This is a genomic window from Saccharothrix texasensis (assembly GCF_003752005.1).
Taxonomy (GTDB): domain Bacteria; phylum Actinomycetota; class Actinomycetes; order Mycobacteriales; family Pseudonocardiaceae; genus Actinosynnema; species Actinosynnema texasense.
Genome location: NZ_RJKM01000001.1, coordinates 3,786,981 through 3,807,670, shown reverse-complemented (window position 1 = coordinate 3,807,670; position 20,690 = coordinate 3,786,981). Strand labels below are relative to the sequence as shown.

25 protein-coding genes are annotated in these 20,690 nt (G+C 71.9%); 10 read left to right on the top strand and 15 right to left on the bottom strand.

The features are described 5' to 3' along the window. Positions 1-110: 110 nt before the first annotated feature. On the bottom strand, positions 111-1,079 hold the full coding sequence (locus EDD40_RS15785; protein ID WP_123743593.1) for a zinc-binding dehydrogenase: 969 nt from the start codon (positions 1,077-1,079) through the stop codon (positions 111-113). A gap of 68 nt (positions 1,080-1,147) precedes the next feature. Here EDD40_RS15785 and EDD40_RS15780 point away from each other — a divergent pair, with 68 nt between their 5' ends. From EDD40_RS15780 to EDD40_RS15770, 3 genes are read left to right on the top strand one after another with little or no spacing between them, the layout of a single operon-like run. Beyond that, the gene (locus EDD40_RS15780) at positions 1,148-1,384 is read left to right on the top strand and encodes a hypothetical protein (RefSeq protein ID WP_123743592.1); all 237 of its coding nucleotides are present in this window, start codon (positions 1,148-1,150) and stop codon (positions 1,382-1,384) included. Between the two features lie 11 nt (positions 1,385-1,395). After that, complete coding sequence (locus tag EDD40_RS15775; RefSeq protein WP_123743591.1) at positions 1,396-1,842, top strand: guanyl-specific ribonuclease; 447 nt, start codon at positions 1,396-1,398, stop codon at positions 1,840-1,842. Further along, a complete protein-coding gene (locus EDD40_RS15770) occupies positions 1,839-2,108 on the top strand; it encodes a barstar family protein (protein ID WP_123743590.1) in 270 nt (89 codons plus the stop codon). The genes EDD40_RS15775 and EDD40_RS15770 overlap by 4 nt, the downstream gene beginning before the upstream one ends. A gap of 6 nt (positions 2,109-2,114) precedes the next feature. Here the strand turns inward: EDD40_RS15770 and EDD40_RS15765 are convergent, their stop codons facing one another. After that, the gene (locus tag EDD40_RS15765; RefSeq protein ID WP_123743589.1) at positions 2,115-2,906 is read right to left on the bottom strand and encodes an enoyl-CoA hydratase-related protein; all 792 of its coding nucleotides are present in this window, start codon (positions 2,904-2,906) and stop codon (positions 2,115-2,117) included. A 61-nt stretch (positions 2,907-2,967) separates the two neighbouring features. Here EDD40_RS15765 and EDD40_RS15760 point away from each other — a divergent pair, with 61 nt between their 5' ends. Both EDD40_RS15760 and EDD40_RS15755 read left to right on the top strand, forming a co-directional pair. Further along, entirely contained in the window at positions 2,968-3,591 is a 624-nt protein-coding gene (locus tag EDD40_RS15760; protein ID WP_123743588.1) for a DJ-1/PfpI family protein, read from the top strand. Further along, positions 3,588-4,046: a MarR family winged helix-turn-helix transcriptional regulator gene (locus EDD40_RS15755; RefSeq protein WP_246037681.1), complete on the top strand. Its 459-nt coding sequence runs from the start codon at positions 3,588-3,590 to the stop codon at positions 4,044-4,046. Before EDD40_RS15760 ends, EDD40_RS15755 begins: the two co-directional genes overlap by 4 nt. Positions 4,047-4,060: 14 nt before the next feature. Here the strand turns inward: EDD40_RS15755 and EDD40_RS15750 are convergent, their stop codons facing one another. From EDD40_RS15750 to EDD40_RS15700, 11 genes are all read right to left on the bottom strand, one after another. Further along, positions 4,061-4,840 carry a hypothetical protein gene (locus EDD40_RS15750; RefSeq protein WP_148088814.1) on the bottom strand — a complete coding sequence of 260 codons (780 nt, stop codon included), beginning with the start codon at positions 4,838-4,840 and terminating at the stop codon, positions 4,061-4,063. A gap of 11 nt (positions 4,841-4,851) precedes the next feature. Further along, positions 4,852-5,559 carry a helix-turn-helix domain-containing protein gene (locus tag EDD40_RS15745; RefSeq protein ID WP_123743586.1) on the bottom strand — a complete coding sequence of 236 codons (708 nt, stop codon included), beginning with the start codon at positions 5,557-5,559 and terminating at the stop codon, positions 4,852-4,854. Between the two features lie 71 nt (positions 5,560-5,630). Next, on the bottom strand, positions 5,631-6,362 hold the full coding sequence (locus EDD40_RS15740) for a sirohydrochlorin chelatase (protein WP_123743585.1): 732 nt from the start codon (positions 6,360-6,362) through the stop codon (positions 5,631-5,633). Beyond that, on the bottom strand, positions 6,359-7,231 hold the full coding sequence (locus EDD40_RS15735; RefSeq protein ID WP_123743584.1) for an ABC transporter permease: 873 nt from the start codon (positions 7,229-7,231) through the stop codon (positions 6,359-6,361). The genes EDD40_RS15740 and EDD40_RS15735 overlap by 4 nt, the downstream gene beginning before the upstream one ends. Beyond that, the gene (locus tag EDD40_RS15730) at positions 7,218-8,006 is read right to left on the bottom strand and encodes an ABC transporter ATP-binding protein (protein WP_123743583.1); all 789 of its coding nucleotides are present in this window, start codon (positions 8,004-8,006) and stop codon (positions 7,218-7,220) included. The genes EDD40_RS15735 and EDD40_RS15730 overlap by 14 nt, the downstream gene beginning before the upstream one ends. Before the next feature lie 21 nt (positions 8,007-8,027). Continuing rightward, complete coding sequence (locus tag EDD40_RS15725) at positions 8,028-9,104, bottom strand: ABC transporter substrate-binding protein (RefSeq protein ID WP_123743582.1); 1,077 nt, start codon at positions 9,102-9,104, stop codon at positions 8,028-8,030. Between the two features lie 21 nt (positions 9,105-9,125). Then, on the bottom strand, positions 9,126-10,469 hold the full coding sequence (locus EDD40_RS15720; RefSeq protein ID WP_123743581.1) for a sulfate adenylyltransferase subunit 1: 1,344 nt from the start codon (positions 10,467-10,469) through the stop codon (positions 9,126-9,128). Then, a complete protein-coding gene (cysD, locus tag EDD40_RS15715) occupies positions 10,470-11,375 on the bottom strand; it encodes a sulfate adenylyltransferase subunit CysD (protein ID WP_236594745.1) in 906 nt (301 codons plus the stop codon). It lies immediately after the preceding gene. Further along, complete coding sequence (locus EDD40_RS15710; RefSeq protein ID WP_123743579.1) at positions 11,372-12,073, bottom strand: phosphoadenylyl-sulfate reductase; 702 nt, start codon at positions 12,071-12,073, stop codon at positions 11,372-11,374. Before EDD40_RS15710 ends, cysD begins: the two co-directional genes overlap by 4 nt. Then, positions 12,070-12,228 (bottom strand): Insertion element protein, encoded by a 159-nt coding sequence (locus EDD40_RS43600; RefSeq protein WP_123743578.1) that lies wholly within the window; start codon positions 12,226-12,228, stop codon positions 12,070-12,072. The genes EDD40_RS15710 and EDD40_RS43600 overlap by 4 nt, the downstream gene beginning before the upstream one ends. Next, positions 12,225-13,907, bottom strand: coding sequence for a nitrite/sulfite reductase (locus EDD40_RS15700; protein WP_123743577.1), 1,683 nt, complete (start codon positions 13,905-13,907; stop codon positions 12,225-12,227). The genes EDD40_RS43600 and EDD40_RS15700 overlap by 4 nt, the downstream gene beginning before the upstream one ends. Before the next feature lie 292 nt (positions 13,908-14,199). Here EDD40_RS15700 and hemW point away from each other — a divergent pair, with 292 nt between their 5' ends. Beyond that, positions 14,200-15,414, top strand: coding sequence for a radical SAM family heme chaperone HemW (hemW, locus tag EDD40_RS15695; RefSeq protein WP_123748045.1), 1,215 nt, complete (start codon positions 14,200-14,202; stop codon positions 15,412-15,414). Positions 15,415-15,461: 47 nt separating this feature from the next. Here hemW and EDD40_RS15690 read toward each other — a convergent pair whose 3' ends face one another. Continuing rightward, on the bottom strand, positions 15,462-15,893 hold the full coding sequence (locus EDD40_RS15690) for a nuclear transport factor 2 family protein (protein WP_170185097.1): 432 nt from the start codon (positions 15,891-15,893) through the stop codon (positions 15,462-15,464). A 74-nt stretch (positions 15,894-15,967) separates the two neighbouring features. Beyond that, positions 15,968-16,702, bottom strand: coding sequence for a GNAT family N-acetyltransferase (locus EDD40_RS15685; RefSeq protein ID WP_123743575.1), 735 nt, complete (start codon positions 16,700-16,702; stop codon positions 15,968-15,970). A gap of 109 nt (positions 16,703-16,811) precedes the next feature. On the opposite strand from EDD40_RS15685, the gene hrcA reads away from it, so the two are divergent. From hrcA to EDD40_RS15665, 4 genes are all read left to right on the top strand, one after another. Beyond that, a complete protein-coding gene (gene hrcA, locus EDD40_RS15680; RefSeq protein ID WP_123743574.1) occupies positions 16,812-17,834 on the top strand; it encodes a heat-inducible transcriptional repressor HrcA in 1,023 nt (340 codons plus the stop codon). Between the two features lie 82 nt (positions 17,835-17,916). Continuing rightward, positions 17,917-19,068, top strand: a complete 1,152-nt coding sequence (gene dnaJ, locus EDD40_RS15675; protein WP_123743573.1) for a molecular chaperone DnaJ — start codon at positions 17,917-17,919, stop codon at positions 19,066-19,068. Beyond that, the gene (locus EDD40_RS15670; protein WP_123743572.1) at positions 19,065-19,799 is read left to right on the top strand and encodes a 16S rRNA (uracil(1498)-N(3))-methyltransferase; all 735 of its coding nucleotides are present in this window, start codon (positions 19,065-19,067) and stop codon (positions 19,797-19,799) included. The genes dnaJ and EDD40_RS15670 overlap by 4 nt, the downstream gene beginning before the upstream one ends. A 200-nt stretch (positions 19,800-19,999) precedes the next feature. Continuing rightward, the gene (locus EDD40_RS15665; RefSeq protein ID WP_123743571.1) at positions 20,000-20,677 is read left to right on the top strand and encodes a prolyl oligopeptidase family serine peptidase; all 678 of its coding nucleotides are present in this window, start codon (positions 20,000-20,002) and stop codon (positions 20,675-20,677) included. Positions 20,678-20,690: the final 13 nt, after the last annotated feature.

Below are 20,690 nucleotides of genomic sequence, written 5' to 3'. Positions count from 1 at the left end.
CTCGGTGGATTGGTGTGCGGCGAACCGTACGCCCGTCGACCGGTACCGGGTTTGTTCGGTTGCACCATTCGAGGGAGCGGTTTTTGTGCGGGTGTACGGGTTGACGAAGTTCAGCCGCGCGTGAAGACGATCTTGCCCGCGGTCTCGCCGTCGAGCATCGCGCGCAAGCCCTCCTCGACCCGCTCGAACGGCAGCTCCGCCCCGATCTGCGGGCGCAGGCCGGTCAGGTCGCAGAACGAGAGCAGGTCGCGCAGCTCCTCGCGCGTGCCCATGGTCGAGCCGACCACCCGCAGCTGGAGGAAGAACAGCCGCGGCAGCTCGGCCGCCGACGCGTCACCGCTCGTCGCGCCGGAGATGACCAGCGTGCCGCCCGGCTTGAGGGCCTTCATCGAGTGCGACCAGGTGGCCTTGCCGACGGTCTCGAACACCGCGTCCACCCGTTCGGGCAGCCGGGCGCCGGACTCGAACGCCTGGTGCGCGCCGAGGCTCTCGGCCAACGCCCGCTTCTCCTCGGTGCGGCCGGTCACCCACACGCGGAAACCCGCCGCGCGGCCCAGCTGCACCAACGCCGTCGACACGCCGCCGGACGCGCCCTGCACCAGCATCGTCTGCCCCGGCCGCAGCCCCGAGTTCACGAACAGCATCCGGTAGGCGGTCAGCCACGCCGTGCCCATGCACGCCGCCTCGGCGAAGCTCAGCCCCGCCGGCTTCGGCAGCGCGTTGCGCCCGGGCACGACGACGTAGTCGGCGAACGTGCCCTGGTGCTTCTCGGTGAGCAGGGTGCGGCGCGGGTCGAGCGTCTCGTCGCCGGACCAGTCGGGGTCGCCGATCACGGAGTGCAGCACGACCTCCGTGCCGTCCTCCAGCACGCCCGCGCCGTCGCAGCCCAGGGTCATCGGGAACTGCTCCGGCTTGATCCCCACGCCGCGCAGCGTCCACAGGTCGTGCATGTTGAGGCTCGCCGCCTTGACGGCCACCTTCACCCAGCCCTCCGGCACTTCGGGCTCCGGTCGTTCGCCCACGCGCAGGGCGGCGATCGGGTCTTGGGGGCTCGGCTCGGCTGCGTAGACGGCGAACATGCGGGCAACTTACCGAGTGGTAGTGATCCGTGTGCGGTGAAGCGCGTCACGGGACTAGGCTCGACGGCGTGGTTGACGCGTTCGCGCAGTGGTGGGACGGGGTCGAGCTGTGGCTGGCGCAGCTGGCGTTCCCGTTCCAGTTCGCGCTGCTCATGTGCGTGCTGCTGCCGCTGTCCCTGGGTGTGGCCCGGCTGATCGACCGGCTCGTGGACAACGCCTCGACCAGGTTCAACCCGGTGCCCAAGGTCGGTCCGGCGGGTGACGCCGACCAGCCCCGGGAGGTGGACGCGGGCAAGCCTTCGTAGGCTCTGCGTCCGTGACTCCCGCCCGGCGGCTCTCCGTCGCACTGCTCGGCCTGATCGCGCTGGTCGTGGTCGGCTACTTCGCCAAGGACCTCACCGGCACGTCGTCGGACCCCGCGCCGCCCTCGTCGTCTTCGTCGTCGTCTTCGGCTTCGGTGCCGGGCGCGGGCTCGGGGCTGCCGGTCGAGCCGCTGTCGAGCCTGCCCGCCCAGGTCAAGGCCACGTGGGAGCTGATCGGCAAGGGCGGCCCGTTCCCGTACCCGCGCAACGACGGCGTGACGTTCCAGAACCGCGAGAAGGTGCTGCCCGCCAAACCGTCCGACTACTACCGGGAGTACACCGTGCCCACGCCGGGCAGCGACGACCGCGGCGCGCGGCGGCTCGTGACCGGGTCGTCCGACGAGGTGTACTACACGGCCGACCACTACGAGTCGTTCGTCGTCGTGGACGTGAGCGGATGAGCCACCGGCACGTGGTGCGCCGGGGCGCGCACTCGAAGCAGGCCGCCATCGGGGCCATCGCGGAGGCGTTGAGCTTCCCCGGCTGGTTCGGCCACAACCTGGACGCGCTGTACGACTGCCTGACCGACCTGTCGTGGCTGCCCGAGGGCGAGCACGTGCTGGAGTGGGAGGGCGGCAACGACGCCGTGGAAGCCGTGCTGGCGGACGCGGCCGCCCGAACCGCCGAGCTGGGCGACCGCGTCCTGACCGTCGTCTACACCGACTGAGGCCCGTCAGTCCTCGGCGCCGGTCTCGTCGCGGGGAACCCACGAGGGCTTGCGCTTGCCGACGAACGCGGCGATGCCCTCCTGGCCCTCGGGGCCGCCGAAGTGCCGTGCGGACAGGGCCAGCATGTCGGCGAACACCTCGCCCAGGTCGGCGGACCGGGGCTCCTGGAGCATCCGCTTGGTGGCGGCCAGGGCGGTCGGCGCGCCGAGCGCGAGCATGTCGGTGTAGCGGGTGACCTCGGCGTCGAGGCCGTCGGCGGGCACGGCGGAGTTGATCAGGCCGATGGCGACGGCCTTCGGTGCGGCGAACGTCTCGCCGGTCAGGAACAGCTCGTGCGCGGCCCGGGGCAGCAGGCGGGGCAGCACGGTCACCGAGATGACCGCGGGCACCACGCCGATGCGGACCTCGCTGAACGCGAACGTGGCCGTGTCCGCCGCGACCGCGATGTCGCACGCCGCGACCAGGCCGACGCCGCCCGCGCGCGCCGGGCCCGCCAGCCGTGCCACCACGGGCTTCGGGCTGGTCCAGAGCTGCCGCAGGATCGCCGGGAACTCGTTGACCCCCTGCTGGTCGGCGCTCGCGCCGCCCGCCTCCTTGAGGTCCATGCCCGAGCAGAACACCGGTCCGGTGTGGCTCAGCACGATCACGCGCACGGCGTCGTCGGCCGTCGCGGTCTCCAGGTGCCCGGTCAGCTCGGCGCGCAGCTGCGCGGACAGGGCGTTGCGGTTGTGGGGGGAGTCCAGCGTGATCGTCGCGATGCCACGCCGCACCTCGTAGTGGACCAGCTCGTCTGCCATGGGCCGCACTCTACGATCCCGTGTCGTTGACAGCATCCTGTCAAAATGACAGGATACTGTCATGAAGACGGAGACGGTCCACCTCGCCCTCTACGACACGCTCGCCGACTGGGAGTTCGGGTACGCGACGGCGCAGATCAACCTGCCGCAGTTCCAGAAGGCGCCCGGCCGGTACCGGGTGCGGACCGTCGGCGCCACGCTCGACCCCGTGACCTCCATCGGCGGCCTGCGGATCACGCCGGACCTGGCGTTGGCCGACGTCGACCCGGCGGACAGCGCGATGCTGATCCTGCCCGGCGCGGACACGTGGGAGAGCGGTGGCAACGCGGCGTTCGGGGCGGCGGCCCGGCGGTGGCTCGACGCGGGCGTGCCGGTGGCGGCGATCTGCGGCGCGACCGTCGGCCTGGCCGCCGAGGGCCTGCTGAACGACCGCCCGCACGGCGGCAACACGGTGCGGCAGTTGGCGGCCGTGCCCGGGTACACCGGTGCGCCGCTGTTCAGCGGCGAGCGGGCGGTGCGGGCGGACGGCGTGATCACGGCGGGCGCGGCGTCGGCGTTGGAGTTCGCGCGGGAGATCTTCGTGGAGCTGGACCTGTACGAGCCGGCCGTGCTGGAGGCCTGGTACGGCCTGTACCGGACGGGCGACCCGTCGTGGTTCGGCAAGCTCGTCGCCGCGGTGTCGTGAGCGGGGTCGAGCCCCGCACCGAGGCGGGGGACGTGCTGACCGAGGTCGTCATGCGCACGTTCCGCCTCTACGGCGGGTTCCTGGAGGCGGCGGAGGTGATGACGAAACCGGTCGGCCTGACCGCCGCGTGGTGGCAGGTCCTCGGCGCCGTCCTGCGCGAACCGCTGCCCGTGTCGGGCATCGCCCGGGAGATGAGCCTGACCAGGCAGAGCGTGCAACGCATCGCCGACCTGCTGGTGGAGAAGGGGCTGGCCGAGTACCTGCCCAACCCGGCCCACAAGCGCGCCAAGCTGCTCCACCCGACCACCGCGGGCCACGACGCCATCTCCCGCCTGGCCCGGGCCCAGCACGCCTTCACCAACCGCATCTCGGCCCAGGTGGACCTCGCCGACCTGCGCACCACGCTCAGGGTGATGGAACGGCTGGTGGAGGCGTTGGACGCGGATGAGCTCTAGAGGTCGCGGGGGTGTCATAGCCCGTGGCGCAGCACCTCCCAGGTCAGCTGGGCGTCCTCCGCGTTCTCTCCGGCACCCGACCAGGCGGGATGGGAAGGATCGTCGAGGACTGCCGCTTGGTCGAGGTGGCCCGTCGGCGGCACGGGGCCGAGCGCTTCGAGGATCCCACCGGGGTCCTCGACCACGGAGGCCAGGAACGCAAGGTCGAGCAAGTGCCGCGAGAGGAAAGCTTCCGCAGGGCGTGAGCGCGTGTGGTCGCCGTAGGCGGCCGTCTTGATCGTCAAGGCGCGGGCCAGGTCGGGCACCACGACCTCGGCTGTCCGCCCGTCGAAGGCTGCCTTGATGACGACGCGGTGCAGCAGTGCTTGGCGACCGCCGTAAACAGGGACGGTCCGACCTGGGGGAGTGGTCTCCAGATCCGGTGGCGGCCTCACCCCGGCGGGGGCCAGTACATCAACCTGTTCCCCATTGGGCCCGAGGTACCGATGCGTCGACTCGACCGGACTGTCCTGCGCGACCTCGTAGCCCAACTCCCCCAGCACCGCCACGGCCTCTTTCAGCGACGATGGCTGGATCTCGACGTTGAACAGCACATCGACGTCACTGGTCACCCGGCTCGGTCGTCGCCCCACGACCGCACCGTGCAGGTAGACCATGATGCCGCCGATCACGGCGTGCTCGGTCGGTAGGCGCTCGGAGAGCGTGAAAAGGGTGGGCCACAACGCGTCGTCGTGCAGCCGTGGCAAGTCGGCTGAACCAAGCACTCGAAGGTCCGGCCACCTGTCGGAACTCATGCGCCGACAGGTTAGTCGTTCCTTCCCAACAGTTCGGCCGCAGCACGGCGGGACCGGTCGTCACCGAGGTCCAGCAGATCGGCCGCCGCAGTTCCGCGCGAGACCGTGACGTGGTGGAAGATCTGCGACACGAGTGCGGCCGGCAGGCTGTCGGGCACGACGCGAATCACCACATTGGGTGAGGCCGATTGCCAGCCGATGCCCTTCATCGTCCGCAAGGTGTCGAAGGCTGCTGGAGCGAGGTACCACTCATCAGGTTCACCGTCCGGCAGCACCAGGTTGGCGCCGTGCAGCCGGGCCGCCCACGGTCCGCCGACTGCGACGCCGGTCAGCGACCGGACACGTTTCCGAGTGGCGTCGGGCATCCGCGCCCGGTGCACCTGAGCCCGTCCGGCCAGGAGTCGAGGCCACTCCGACAGCGGTCGGCGGACATGGCGTCGGGCTCGGACCAGTTCCGACGAGGACAACCAGGGTGGCTTCACGTCCGACGCCAGCCACAGCACGGCCCATGCCATCGAAGGCGACAACGGACGTCCGGCCTTGGGCTTCACCACGGTCGCCCGACGCTCGACCGCCTCGGAACGCACGAGCACATCGCGACCGGGCTTGATCGCATCGAGGTCGCCGGATCGGACGAGTTCGCGAACCTGCTCAGGCGAGACCCTCAACCGGTCCGCAGCCGTGCGGACCGGTATCCAGTCCCGAAGCTCCCCTGCCATGACAGCCTCCTGACAGCCAAGACTTACACAATACCCCCTATAGTGGGGGGTATTGTGCAGCAGCGACCCGATCAGGCGGTGGCGGCCAGGGGGGTCGGCAGGGCCGAGTGGTAGCGGTGGAGGATCAGTTCGGCCACTTCGGGGTCCGGGCCCAGGGGTGGGGCGATGAGGGCGTCGGGGCCGGCCAGGCGGGACACGCGGTCCGGGAGGAAGCCCGGGGCCAGGAACCAGGACGCCACGGCGATGCGGCGCGCGCCTCGGGCACGCAGGCGGGCGACCGCCGTGGGCACGTCGGGGGTGGCGGAGGAGGCGAAGGCCGCCTCGACGCCCGCCCAGCCGGAGCCGGCGGCCCAGCGGTCGGCGATGGAGGACACCAGGGCGTTCGCCGGCGCGTGGGACGAGCCCGCGCCCGCCAGGACCACGCCGAGCGTGCGGTCGCGGGAACGGACGCCGACCGACGCCAGGCGGCGCAGGGCGGCCGACTCCAGCCGCGGGTCCGGCCCGAGGACGTCGGCGATCGTCACGGCCAAGCCGGGCAGCCGCACGTCCGCCACCGCGCCCGGCACGTCCACCCGCGCGTGGAAAGCCTTGCCCAGCAACAACGGCACCACCACGGCCGAACGGTGACCGTCCGCGTACACCCCGCGCAGCACGTCACCCAGCAGCGGCGCGGAGAGGTCCAGGAAGGACCCGCGCACGTCCACCGACGGCGACAACGCCCGCACCACGTCCAACAACTGGTGCACCACGGCCGCCGAACGCGGATCACGACTGCCGTGCGCCACGGCCACCAACGCGGTCACAGCGCACCCGTCAACCCGCGCGCCCGCAGCACGGCCCGCTCCAACGGCCGGAACACCAGCAGCTCGATCCCCACGCCGACCAGCAGGATCAGGAAGATCGCCGCGATCACCATCGAGATGTCGTTCAACGCCGACCCGTTGTGCAGGTACTGCCCGAGCCCTTCGCCGAGCTGCGGCGACGTGGCGATGATCTCCGCCGCCATCAGCGACCGCCACGAGAACGCCCACCCCTGCTTCAACCCGGCCAGGTAGCCGGGCAGCGCGGCGGGCAGCAGGATGTGCCGGGCCGCCGCCATCCGACCCGCGCCCAACGCCTGGCCGACGCGCGGCAGCAGCGGCGGGATCTGGTCGACGCCGGACACCAGCCCGTTGGCGATCGACGGCACCGACCCCATCAGCACGACGAAGTAGATGGTCGTGGGCGTCGCGCCGAACCACAGGATGCCCGCCGGCACCCACGCCACCGACGGCAGCGACTGCAGGCCCGTCAACAGCGATCCGATGGCCGCCCGCACGACCCGCACCTTGGCGATCAGCAGCCCCAGGGGCGTGGCGATCACCACGGCGGTGAGGAAGCCGAGCACGGCGCGGCTGACCGAGGTCCACAGCACCTCGAACGCCCGGCCGGTCTCGATGGCCTCGGCCACCGCCGCCCACACCGAGGAGGGCGACGGCAGCTGGTACTCCGGCCACAGCGCTGCCGCCCACAGCGCCTGCCAGACGCCCAGCAGCAGGGCGAACGCGATCAACGGCGGCACGGCGGTCCGGACGAACCGCCGGCCGAACGACGGCCGCCGCTCCTGCGACGGTGCGTCCAGCGCGTCCAGACCCGCGCCGACCGCCGCGAGGTCTGTGTCAAGCTGCGGCATGACCGCTGATCACCTCTCGCAGGTGGGTCGTGATGTCCTCGATGACGGCGGGCTCGTCGCAGTCCACGGTGGACCACTCGCGCACCACGCGGCCGGGCCGGGAGGACAGCAGCACGACCCGCTGGCCCAGCCGCACGGCCTCGCGCACGTCGTGGGTGACGAACAGGATCGCCGTCGACGTCTCCCGCCACACCCGCACCAGCTCCGCCTGGAGCACGTCGCGGGTGATGGCGTCCAGCGCGGCGAACGGCTCGTCCATCAGCAGCAGGCCGGGCGTGCCCGCTTCGGCGCTGCCCAGCGTGGACGCCAGGGCGCGCGCCAGCGCCACGCGCTGCCGCATGCCGCCGGACAGCTCGTGCGGGCGCTTGTGGCCCGCGCCGACCAGCCGCACCAGCGACAGCAGCTCGCTGGCCTTCTCCCGGCGCGGACCCCGCTTGAGGCCCGCCAGCCGCAGCGGCAGCTCGACGTTGCGCGCCGCGGTCAGCCACGGCATGAGCGCGGCTTCCTGGAACATCACGGCGGGCCGTGACGTGGTCAGCTCGATGGTGCCCGAGGTGGGCGCGTCCAGCCCGGCGACCAGGTTCAGCAAGGTCGACTTGCCGCAGCCGGACGCGCCGAGCAGGCACACGAACTCGCCCGGCGCGACCGACAGGTCGACGCCGTCGAGCGCGACGACGCCGGCCGGGCCGTGGCCGAAGACCTTCCGCACCCCGGACAAGGTCACTGCGGCGTCCACGTCGGACACGGCCGCGGGGGTCTCAAGCGTGGCGGTCATGGTGTGCCTGCCTTCCTCGAGTTACTTCTTGTCCAGCCCGGCGGTGTCCACGGTCGGCTTGCCCGCCGCCGAGAGCACCTTGTTCAGCAGGGTGAAGTCGGCGAGCCCGGCCACGTCGGCGGCCTCCTTCGCCACACCCGCGGTCACCGCGTCCTTCGCCAGTTGCGGGAAGCTCTTGGCCTGCGGGTCGACCGTCAGCTCGATGTTGTCGAACGCCCGGTCCAGCACCGGCTCGCCCAGCGCCTTGCCGGTGAGGTCCTTCAGCGCCTTGTTGACGATCTGCTTGGCCTCGACCTTGCTGTTGAGCGCGAAGTCGGTGGCCGCGAGGTGGCCGCGCAGCAGCGCCTCGACCGTCTGCGGGTGCTCCTGGAGGAACTTGGTGCGCACCAGCAGCACCGTGGTCGGGAACTTGCCGCCCTCCCACAGGTCCTTCTCGTCGAGCAGCACCTTCGCGCCCGCGTCGAGCACCAGCCGCGACGACCACGGCTCCGGCGCCCACGCCCCCTGCACGTCGCCCTTCTTGAACAGGTCGAGCGACTGCGAGTTCTCCGTGTTGGTGACGTTGACCTGGTCGGCGCCCGCGCCGACCGCCAGCTTCTCGTCGGACAGCCACTTCTTCAGCGCGACGTCCTGCGTGTTGCCGAGCTGCGGGGTGGTGATGACCTTGCCCTTGAGGTCGGCGGGCGAGGCGATGTCGGGCGCGACCACGAGCTGCGCGCCGCCGGAGGTGGCGCCGGAGACGAGCCGGACCGCCTCGCCCTTGGACTTGGCGTAGGCGTTGATGGCCGGGCCGGAGCCGATGAACGTGGCGTCCAGCGACTCGCCGAGCAGCGCGTTCACCGCCTCGGGGCCCGCGTTGAACGTCTGGGTGGTGAGCTTGGTGCTGCCGAGTTCCTTGGTGAACAGGCCCTTGTCGACGCCGATCAGCGCGGCGGCGTGGGTGACGTTGGGGAAGTAGCCGAGGCGGATCTCCGCGGCCGCCCCCTTGTCCTGCGCGGGCGCGGCGTTGTCGACTCCGGTGTCCGCTCGCGAGCAGGCGGCGAGGGCGACGAGGGCGGTGGCTATGGCGAGGGACTTGGTCAGGATGCGGCTGCTCACGGCGGCGGTGGCCTTTCTGGGTCAGGGACCGGGGGAGACGAGGGCGTGGTTGTCGGGCAGGGCGGCGTCGCCGCCCTCGGTACAGCTGTCCACGCCGTCCACCTCCGGCAGCGGCGCGCCCACGAGCCCGGCGGCCAACGTGCTCCCGTCGGCGGCGTCGATCACCAGGAACGCACCCGTGCGGCGGTCCTTCGTGTAGTCGTCCACCGGGATCGGCTCGGCGGTGCGCACCGACACCTGGCCGATCTCGTTGAGGGACAGGGAGTCCGGTGCGTCGGTGCTGCCGAGCTTCTGCTCGTCGAACCGGGTGCGCAGCTCGGTGACGATCGCCTGCACGGTCCGCGTGCCGTGCTTGACCAGCACGCGCGCCCCCGGCGTCAGTGGCTTCTCCGACAGCCAGCACACCGTGGCGTCGAACTCGTCGGTCACCCTCGGCGGCTGCCCGGCGGTGGCGATCAGGTCGCCGCGGGAGATGTCGAGGTCGTGCGCCAGCAGCAGGGTCACCGAGTGGCCCGCGGCGGCTTCCGGCAGCGGGCCGTCGGCGGTGTCGATGCCGGTCACCGTGGAGCGCAGCCCGGCGGGCAGCACGGCGATCTCGTCGCCGACCCGCACGGTGCCCGCCGCGACCTGGCCCGCGTAGCCGCGGTAGTCCGGGTGCTCGGCGGTGCGCGGGCGGATCACGTACTGCACCGGGAAGCGGAACGGCGCGTCGTGCGCGTCCGGCTCGACCGGCACCGACTCCAGGTGCTCCAGCAGCGTCGGGCCGTCGTACCAGGGCGTCCGCGCCGAGCGCTCCACCACGTTGTCGCCCGCCAGGGCGGAGACGGGGATCTCCACCACGGCGTCCTCGGCGTACCCGAGGGCGGTGGCGTGGGCGGTGAACTCCTTGGCGATGCGGGCGAACGTCACCTCGTCGAAGTCGACCAGGTCGATCTTGTTGACCGCCAGCACCAGTCGCGGCACGCCGAGCAGCGCCAGCACGGCCGCGTGCCTCCGGGTCTGCTCGATGACGCCCTTGCGCGCGTCGACCAGCAGGACGCCGAGCTGCGCGGTGGACGCCCCGGTCACCGTGTTGCGGGTGTACTGCACGTGGCCGGGGGTGTCGGCCAGCACGAACGAGCGCTTGGGCGTGGCGAAGTAGCGGTAGGCCACGTCGATGGTGATGCCCTGCTCGCGTTCCGAGCGCAGGCCGTCCACCAGCAGCGAGAGGTCCGGGGTGGTCAGGCCGCGGTCGGCGCTGGCGCGGTGCACCGCGTCCAGCGTGTCGGCCAGCACCGACTTGGTGTCGTACAGCAACCTGCCGACCAGCGTGGACTTGCCGTCGTCCACGCTGCCCGCCGTCGCCAACCTCAACAGGTCGCTCATCTAGAAGTAGCCCTCCCGCTTGCGGTCTTCCATGGCGGCCTCGGACAGCCGGTCGTCCGCGCGGGTCGCGCCGCGCTCGGTGAGCCTGCTGGCCGCCACCTCGGCGATGACGGCCTCGATGTCGGCGGCGTCGGACTCGACCGCGCCGGTGCACGACCCGTCGCCGACGGTCCGGTAGCGGATGGTCTTCTCGAGCTTCTCCTCGCCCTCGCGAGGACCGCCCCAGGGGCCTTCCGCCAGCCACATCCCGTCGCGCAGGTACACCTCGCGCCGGTGGGCGTAGTAGATCGACGGCAGCTCGATGCCCTCGCGGGCGATGTAGTGCCACACGTCCAGCTCGGTCCAGTTGGACAGCGGGAACACCCGGACGTGCTCGCCGGGGCGGTGGCGGCCGTTGTAGAGGTTCCACAGCTCCGGGCGCTGCCGGCGCGGCTCCCACTGGCCGAAGGAGTTGCGCAGGCTGAAGATCCGCTCCTTGGCGCGGGCCCGCTCCTCGTCCCGGCGACCGCCGCCGAACACGGCGTCGAACTTGTGGCCGGTGATCGCGTCCAGCAGCGGCACGGTCTGCAGCGGGTTGCGCGTGCCGTCGGGGCGCTCGGCCAGCCGGCCGTCGTCGATGTAGTCCTGCACCTTGGCGACTTCCAGCCGCAGCCCGTGGCGGGCCACGACCTGGTCGCGGAACTCGATGACCTCGTCGAAGTTGTGCCCGGTGTCCACGTGCAGCAGCGGGAACGGCACCGGCGCCGGCCAGAAGGCCTTGACCGCGAGGTGCAGCAGCAGGGTGGAGTCCTTGCCGCCGGAGAAGAGGATCACCGGCCGGTCGAACTCGCCCGCCACCTCGCGGAAGATGTGGATCGCCTCGGACTCCAGGCGGCCCAACGTGTCGAGAGCTGTCGCGGTGGTCATCCGTGCAACCCGCATTCGGTCTTGGACAGGCCCGCCCACCGGCCGCTGCGGGCGTCGGCGCCCGGCAGCGGCTTCGCGGTGCACGGAGCGCAGCCGATGGAGGGGTAACCCGCCTGCACGAGCGGGTTCTCCAGGATCCCGTGCTCGGCGATGTAGGCGTTGAACTCGTCGTCGGACCAGGGCGCGATCGGGTTGACCTTGACCAGGCCGTTGCGCTCGTCCCACATCACGATCGGCGTGTTCGCCCGGGTCGGCGCGTCCACGCGGCGCACGCCGGTGACCCACGCGTCGTAGTTCTTCAGCGTGCGCTGCAACGGGATGACCTTGCGGAGCTGGCAGCACCGGCCCGGGTCGGTCTGGTTCAGCAGGCCGAACCGCGCCTCCTGGTCGGCCACCGACTGCTCGGCCGCGGCGTTGACGATGTGCACGCCGGGGTAGACCAGGTCGACGGCGTCCCGCGTGCCGATGGTCTCGGCGAAGTGGTAGCCGGTCTCCAGGAACAGCACGTCGACGTCCGGCTTGACCTTGGTGGCCAGGTCGACCAGGACGGCGTCCTGCATGTTCGACGCGACGATCCAGCTCTCGCCGAACGTGCGGGCGGTCCACGCGAGCGCCTCTTCGGGGCCGGCGTCCGCCAGCTCGACCGAAGCGGCCTCCGCGATCACCTTCAGTTCCTCGACCCGGGTGGGGGCGGTCATCGCTGCACCTCCTGAGGAAGGTTGAGACCAACGAACTTGACGGTGAACACGCGGCGACAGGAGGCGCACAGCCACGAGTGGCCGGGCTCCTCCTGGGGACGGAGGTCCTCGTCGCCGCAGTAGGGGCAGTAGAAGGGGGTGGCCCGCTCGCTCACTTCAGGTCACCTTCGTCGGCTCGGGCGACCCACTGCGCGAACCGCTCGCCGGCCTCGCGCCCGGCCACGAAGTTGCGCACCACGCGCTCGACGTAGTCCGACAGCTCGGCGGCGGTGACCTTGTGGCCGCGCAGCTTCCGGCCGAAGCCCGCGTCCAGGCCGAGCCCGCCGCCCAGGTGCACCTGGAAGCCCTCGACCTGCCTGCCGTCGGCGTCGGTGACGATCTGGCCCTTGAGCCCGATGTCCGCGGTCTGGATCCGGGCGCACGAGTTCGGGCAGCCGTTGATGTGCACGGAGATCGGCTCGGTCACGCCCGCCACGACGTCGGCCAGCCGCGACTCCAGCGCGGACACCAGGTCCACCGCGCGCGCCTTGGTCTCGACGATCGCGAGCTTGCAGAACTCGATGCCGGTGCAGGCCATCACGCCGCGCCGCCACGGCGACGGCTCGGTCTGCAGCCCCAGCTTCGCCAGGTCCGCCTGGAGGTTCGGCACCTCGGCCTCGGGCACGTCGAGCACCACGAGCTTCTGCTGCGGCGTCAGCCGGACCCGGCCCGAACCCGCGCGCTCCGCCACCTTGGCCACCTCGACCAGCGTGGAGCCGGACACCCGGCCCGCGATCGGGGCCGCGCCCACGTAGCACAGGCCGTCCTTCTGCCGGTGCACGCCGATGTGGTCGCGCGGCGTCGCGGGGTTCTCCGGCGCCGGGCCGTCGATCATCTTGCGCTTGAGGTACTCGTTCTCGAGAACTTCCCTGAACTTGTCGGGCCCCCAGTCGGCGACCAGGAACTTGATCCGGGCGCGGTGCCGCAGCCTGCGGTAGCCGTAGTCGCGGAAGACGCTGATCACGCCCTCCCACACGTCCGGCACCTCGTCCACCGGCACCCACGCGCCGAGCCGCTTGCCGATCATCGGGTTGGTGGACAGGCCGCCGCCGACCCACAGGTCGAAGCCGGGGCCGTGCTCGGGGTGGTCCACGCCGACGAACGCCACGTCGTGGATCTCGTGCGCGGTGTCGGGCAGGCCGGAGATCGCCGTCTTGAACTTGCGCGGCAGGTTCGAGAAGCGCGGGTCGCCGATGTAGCGGCGCAGGATCTCGTCGATCGCGGGGGTGCCGTCGACCAGCTCGTCCTCGGCGATGCCCGCCACGGGGGAGCCGAGGATGACGCGCGGACTGTCGCCGCAGGCCTCCATCGTGGTCAGGCCCGCGTCCTCCAGCTTCCGCCAGATCGTCGGCACGTCCTCGATGCGGATCCAGTGGTACTGCACGTTCTGCCGGTCGGTGATGTCGGCGGTGTCGCGCGCGTAGGTCTGGGACAGCTCGCCGATCAGCGCGAGCTGCTGCGTGGTGAGCTTGCCGCCGTCGACGCGGACCCGGAGCATGAAGTACTCGTCGTCCAGCTCTTCCGGCTCCAGCGTCGCCGTGCGTCCGCCGTCGATGCCGGGCTTGCGCTGGGTGTAGAGGCCGTACCAGCGGAAACGGCCGCGCAGGTCGGCCGGGTCGATCGAGTCGAAGCCGCCGTGGGCGTAGATGTTCTCGATCCGCGAGCGGACGTTGAGCGGGTTGTCGTCCTTCTTGCTCCGCTCGTTCGGGTTCAGCGGCTCGCGGTAGCCCAGCGCCCACTGCCCCTCACCTCGGCGCTGCTTGCCGCGCTGAGGCGTCGTCGTCGGGGGGACCATCCTCGTCCTCCGGGGATTCGGGGCGCTGGTGCGCGTGCGAGTCCCAGGACAGCCGTGGTGGGGGTCTCGTCAGCGCACCCGGCGCCGACGGGAACAAAAAGGCAGGCGCGGGTTATGCCGAACGACGGCACATCGCGCTGGAGACACGACGGAAGTCGACGTGGCGGCGGACCACCAGGCGGACTCCGGTCGATGTCATGTGCCTCAGCGTGCCACGCGTCCATCTCGTGGTCCACCGCCATCCGCATCGTGGGACGGGGTTGCGCTGCTGGTAGATGGGACAATGGGCGTCATGCCCTCCGCTCTGCCGATCGGTGATCCCTCGCCCTCCGACGGCTCCCTCCCCGCCTCCGCGCTCACCGGTCTGGGTGACCGCCCGTTCGGGGTCTACGTGCACGTCCCGTTCTGCGCGACCCGGTGCGGTTACTGCGACTTCAACACCTACACCGCCGGTGAGCTGGGCACTTCCGCCTCACCGGCGTCCTGGATGGAGGGTCTGCGCCGGGAGCTGGACCTCGCCGCGACCGTGCTGGGTGACCCACCGGCGGTGGACACGGTGTTCGTGGGCGGTGGCACACCGTCGCTGCTGGGCGCCGCCGGACTGGGCCAGGTGCTCGACGCGGTGCGGTCCTCGTTCGGCCTCGCGCCGGGCGCGGAGGTCACCACGGAGTCCAACCCGGAGTCCACCTCGCCCGAGTTCTTCTCAGCCATCCGTGACGCTGGTTACACCCGCGTCTCGCTCGGCATGCAGTCGGCCGCCCGGCACGTGCTGGCCGTGCTCGACCGCGTGCACACCCCGGGCCGTCCGGTCGCCGCCGCGAAGGAGGCCCGCGAGGCGGGCTTCGAGCACGTGAACCTCGACCTCATCTACGGCACGCCGGGCGAGACCGTCGCCGACCTCCGCTCGTCGCTCGACGCCGTCCACAGCGCGGGCGTGGACCACGTCTCGGCCTACGCGCTGATCGTGGAGGAAGGCACCGCGCTGGCCCGCCGGGTGCGCCGGGGCGAGCTGCCGATGCCGGACGACGACGTGCTCGCCGACAAGTACGAGCTGATCGACGCGGCCATGACCGCGCAGGGCCTGACCTGGTACGAGGTGTCGAACTGGGCCGCGTCGGCCGACGCCGCCTGCCGGCACAACCTGCTGTACTGGCAGGGGGCCGACTGGTGGGGCGCGGGCCCCGGCGCGCACAGCCACGTCGGCGGCGTGCGCTGGTGGAACGTCAAGCACCCGGCGAAGTACGCCGAGCTGCTGGCCGCCGGCTCGTCACCCGCCGCGGGCCGCGAGGTCCTCGCCGACGACGACCGCCGGGTGGAACGCGTGCTGCTGGAGCTGCGCCTGGCCACCGGCCTGCCGCTGGACGTCCTCGACGACGAGGGCCGGGCCGAGGCGAAGGTCGCGGCCGCCGACGGCCTGCTCGACCAGGCCGCCCTCGACGACGGCCGCTGCGTGCTCACCGACCGGGGCAGGCTGCTCGCCGACGCCGTGGTGCGCCGGCTCACCTGACCGCGTCGGCCGCGGCCCGGTGCGGACCGCGGCCGACGCGGGGCGCCTCAGGCGAGGCGGTCCGGCAGCGCGGCGAGGGTGTAGTTCGCCCAGACGTAGCTGTCCATCTGGTGCTGGTCGGCGGACAGGTTGACCACCCGGTCGATCTTGCCGTCGGCGTCGAAGTGCCACAGCAGGGCCCACAGGGTGTCGACCTTGCCCTCGCCCGCGGTGGTCCAGCCGCGGTGCACGTCCACCACGTACTCCTCGTTGGCCTCCAGGAACAGCGGGTCGGCCTGGAAACCCGCCTTGCCCAGCTCGGTGAAGAAGGCCGCGACCTCCTCCACACCCCGCTTGGTGCCCGACAGCGGGTGGTGGCCCGGGATGGTCCACTCGATGTCGTCGGTCATCACGCCACGCATGGCGTCGAGGTCGTAGGTGGCGTACGCGGCGAAGAACTTGGTGATGGCGTCGAGCTTGGCGGCCTTGTCGGCGCTCATGGAACCTTCCCCCAGTGGACGCGGCATGGTGCTTTCCGGCCGGCCACCCTAGCCAAGCCGACGGGCGCGGGTGATCATTTCAGGCTGATCGACGCGGACTCCCCGATCGTCCGGTAGCCCAGCGCCCCGTACAGGCGGGTCACCTTCCAGCCCGGCTCGGTCTCCAGGAACGGGGTGCAGCCCGCGTCGAACACCCGCGCGGTGAGGTCGGCGCACACCGCCGACGCGATGCCACGCCCCCGCAGCCGAGCCGGCACCGCGATGCCCGCGACCTGCGACAGCCCGTGCTTCGGCGCGGTGCAGGCCCCCGCGCCCGCCGGCTCGCCGGCCAGCCGGGCCAGCACGATCACCCCGTCGTCGCGCAACAGCGACCGCTGCCGCGCCACGTCCCGCGCGCCGACCTCACCCGCCACGTCGAACGCCGTGTTCTGCACCACCGACACCGCGAGCAGGTCCTCGTCCGAGGTCACCGCCTCGATCGTCAGCCCGGCGGGCGGCGGCGGCACCACCAGGTCGTCGACCGCCATCACCGGCAGCAGGTGGTCGACGGTGAACCCGGCCGCCGCCAGCGCCGCGTCCACCACCGGCGACGGCCGCAGGTACTCCAACCTCGGCGTGCGCGACCGCGCCCGGAACGCCGCCACCAGCGCGGCCACCTCACCCGCGGTCGGCGCCGCGCCCTCGTCCGGCACGGCGTAGTTCACGGACAGGTCGTCGCCGTGCTCGTCGAAGCGGACCAGGAACGGTCCGACGCGCTCGGCGTCGGCCCTGATCGCGTCGCGCAGGGCGGCCTGGATGCGGGTGAGCACGCCCGAAGCTACCCACCTCACCGAAGTGCGGCGAGCGGGTTTTCCGATCCGGGCCCGAACCTCCGTAAACTCAAGGTGAAGCAGCCTGTCCGTCCTGGAGGTGACGCGCGTGAACGCCGATGAGCGCCGGTTCGAAGTGCTGCGCGCGATCGTCGCCGACTACGTGTCCAACCAGGAGCCGGTCGGCTCGAAAGCCCTGGTCGAACGGCACAACCTGGGTGTGTCGAGCGCGACCGTGCGCAACGACATGGCCACGCTGGAAGAGGACGGGTACATCACCCAGCCGCACACCAGCGCCGGCCGCGTGCCGACCGACAAGGGCTACCGCCTGTTCGTGGACCGGCTCAGCGAGGTCAAGCCGCTGTCCACGCCCGAGCGCAGGGCCATCCAGAACTTCCTCGAAGGCGCCTACGACCTCGACGACGTGCTGCGGCGCAGCGTCCGGCTGCTGGCCCAGCTGACCCGCCAGGTCGCCGTCGTCCAGTACCCGACGCTGAGCCGCTCCACCGTCCGGCACATCGAAGTGCTCGCCATCACACCGGCGCGCCTGATGCTGGTGCTGATCACCGACACCGGCCGGGTCGACCAGCGCTCGGTCGACCTCGGCGACGTGATCACCGAGGACAACGTGGCCCGCATCCGGTCCATGCTCAACGGCGCCATGGTCGGCAAGCGCCTGTCCGACGCCTCCGCCGAGGTCGCGAAGCTGCCCGACGACTCGCCCGGCGAGCTGCGCGACATCGTGCTGCGGGTGAGCACGGTGCTCATCGAATCGCTGGTGGAGCACCCCGAGGAACGCCTGGTCCTGGGTGGCACGGCGAACCTCACCCGCAACGTGGCAGACTTCCCCGGTTCGCTGCGCCAGGTGCTCGAGGCGCTGGAGGAGCAGGTCGTGGTGCTCAAGCTGCTCGCCACGGCCCGCGACCCGGGTCGCATCCTGGTGCACATCGGCGAGGAGAACGAAGCGGCCGAGATGCGCAGCACCTCGGTCGTGTCCATCGGCTACGGCAGCCGGGACAACCTGCTCGGCGGCATGGGAGTGGTGGGGCCCACCCGCATGGACTACCCCGGCACGATGGCGGCGGTGCGAGCGGTCGCCAACTACGTGGGGGAGATCTTGACCGGACGGTGACGGCGGGGGAACACCGCGGTCCCGCAGGACGTTTCGCAAGCGAGCGGACGCGTGTCGAAGCGCGTTCGCAGGAGGAAACACGGTGGCGAGGGACTACTACGGCACGCTCGGGGTCCAGAAGAACGCGACTCCCGACGAGATCAAGCGCGCCTACCGCAAGCTCGCGCGGCAGCTGCACCCCGACGTGAACCCCAACGAGGAAGCGCGCTTCAAGGAGGTGACCGCCGCCTACGAGGTCCTGTCGGACCCCAAGAAGCGGCAGGTCGTCGACCTGGGCGGCGACCCGCTGGAGCCAGGCGGCGGTGGGATGCGCGGCGGCGGCGACCCGTTCGCGGGATTCGGTCTCGGCGACATCATGGACGCCTTCTTCGGCGCGGGCGGCGGTGGCGGACGCGGTCCGCGCAGCCGCGTGCAGCCGGGCTCGGACGCGTTGATCCGGCTGTCGATGACGCTGGAGGAGTGCGCGGCGGGCGCGTCGCGCGAACTGACCGTCGACACGGCGATCCTCTGCGACCGGTGCGTCGGCAGCGGCTGCGCGGACGGCTCGTCCCCCGTGCGCTGCGACACGTGCGGCGGGCGCGGCGAGGTGCAGTCGGTGCAGCGCTCGTTCCTCGGCCAGGTCGTCACGGCGCGGCCGTGCCCGGTCTGCCGCGGCCTCGGCGAGGTCATCCCCGACCCGTGCCAGCAGTGCGCGGGCGAGGGCCGGGTGCGCTCGCGGCGCACCATCTCGGTGCAGATCCCGGCCGGCGTGGCCGAGGGCATGCGGGTGCGGCTCGCGGGCCAGGGCGAGGTCGGCCCCGGCGGCGGACCGGCCGGCGACCTGTACGTCGAGGTCGAGGAGGTGCCGCACGAGGTCTTCGAGCGCGACGGCGCCAACCTGCACTGCTCCGTGCGCATCCCGATGACCACCGCCGCCCTGGGCGCCGTGCTGCCGCTGGCGACCCTGGACGGCGAGGAGGAGCTGGAGATCGAGCCCGGCACCCAGCCGAACACCGAGCTGGTGCTCACCGGCCGCGGCATGCCCCGGCTGCGCTCCAGCGGCCGCATCGACGGCCGCGGCGACCTGCACGTGCACCTGGAGGTCGTCACGCCGACCAAGCTGGACGCCCGGCAGGCCGAACTGCTGCGCGAGCTCGCCGTGACGCGCGGCGAGGACGAGCCGACGCTCGCGCACAACGGCAAGGGCGGCGGCGGGCTCTTCTCGCGGCTGCGGTCCGGCCGCAACCACCGGTGACGCTGCCGGTCTTCCTGGTCGCCGCGCTGCCGCCCGGTGACGAGGCCGTCCTGGACGGCCCCGAGGGGCGGCACGCGGCCACCGTGCGCCGGTTGCGCGCGGGGGAGGAGCTGGTGCTCTCCGACGGCACGGGCGCCCAGGTGCGGTGCGTGGTGTCGGAGGCGGCCAAGGACTCCCTGCGGCTGCGCGTCGTCGAGCGGTGGACCGTGCCCGAAGCGGCCGTGCGGGTCGTCGTGGCGCAGGCGCTGGTGAAGGGCGACCGGGGCGAACTGGCCGTCGAGCTGGCCACCGAGGCCGGGGTCGACGGCGTCGTGCCGTGGCGTGCCTCGCGCTGCGTGACGAAGTGGGAGGACGGGCCGCGCGGCGCGAAGGCCCTCGAACGCTGGCGCAGCACCGCGCGCGAGGCGGCCAAGCAGGCCCGCCGGGCGCGCGTGCCGTCGGTCGCCGAACCCGTCACGACAGCCGGGCTCGCGCGGTTGGCGTCGTCCTCGGCGGTCACTTTGGTTTTGCACGAATCCGCTTCCGTCGGCCTCGGATCGGTTCAGTTGCCCGCATCGGGTGATGTGCTGCTCGTCGTCGGACCGGAAGGCGGGATCACCGACGAGGAATTGTCCACGTTGACCGGTGCGGGCGCGCACGTAGTGCGACTGGGACCTACCGTTCTGCGAGCGTCGACCGCGGCGGCGGTCGCTTTGGGTGCGCTGGGTGTGCTGACCGATCGCTGGCGGTAATTGGTGTTGCCCTCTTCTGGCGAACGCCTGACATAGGGGTTACGCTGATGGCAGAGGGGTTGCATTGGTCTAACCAAGATCGGCTCCTCGACCGACTCGCCGGACACCTCCCCCCTCGGTCCGGCGCCGCCGCGTCGCGGTGGGACGACCCCCAGGTCCCACCGCGACGCGGCCACTTTTTTGTCGCCAAGGGGTTTCGATTGCGCATCGTCTACGGACCGCACCCGAGCCAGTTCGGTGAGTTTTCCACGCCGACCGGTGAATCGTTTCCGGTGATCGTGGTAATCCACGGTGGTTTTTGGCACCAGCGCCACGGATTGGAACTCGGCCGACCGTTGGCCGCTGACCTGGTCATTCACGGCGCGGCCGCGCACAACATCGAGTACCGGCGGGTAACCGGTGGTGGCGGTTGGCCCGCCACCGGTGACGACGTGCTCGCCGCCATCGACGCCCTCGACCCCGCACTGGGCCCGGTGGTCACCCTGGGTCACTCCGCCGGCGGGCACCTGGCGGTGTGGGCCGCCGCCCGCCACCCCCGCGTCGTCGGCGCCGTGGCCCAAGCCGGCGTCCTCGACTTCCTCCAGCACCCGCGGATCACCCGCCGCGCCGCCGAACTGCTCGGCGGCACCCCGGCCGAGGTGCCGGCGCTCTACGCCGACGCGTCGCCCGCGGCCCTGCTGCCCATCCCGAAACCCCTGGTGCTGGTCCACGGCGAGGACGACGAGGACGTGCCGTTCGAGCAGAGCGAGGCGTTCGCCCGCGCTTCCGGCGCCGAGCTGATCGCCCTCCCGGCCACCGACCACATGTCCCTGATCACCCCGGGCACCGCGGCCTGGACCGCCTGCCGCACCGCCGCCCTCCGCCTCGCCCGGACGTAGGGCACACGCGCGT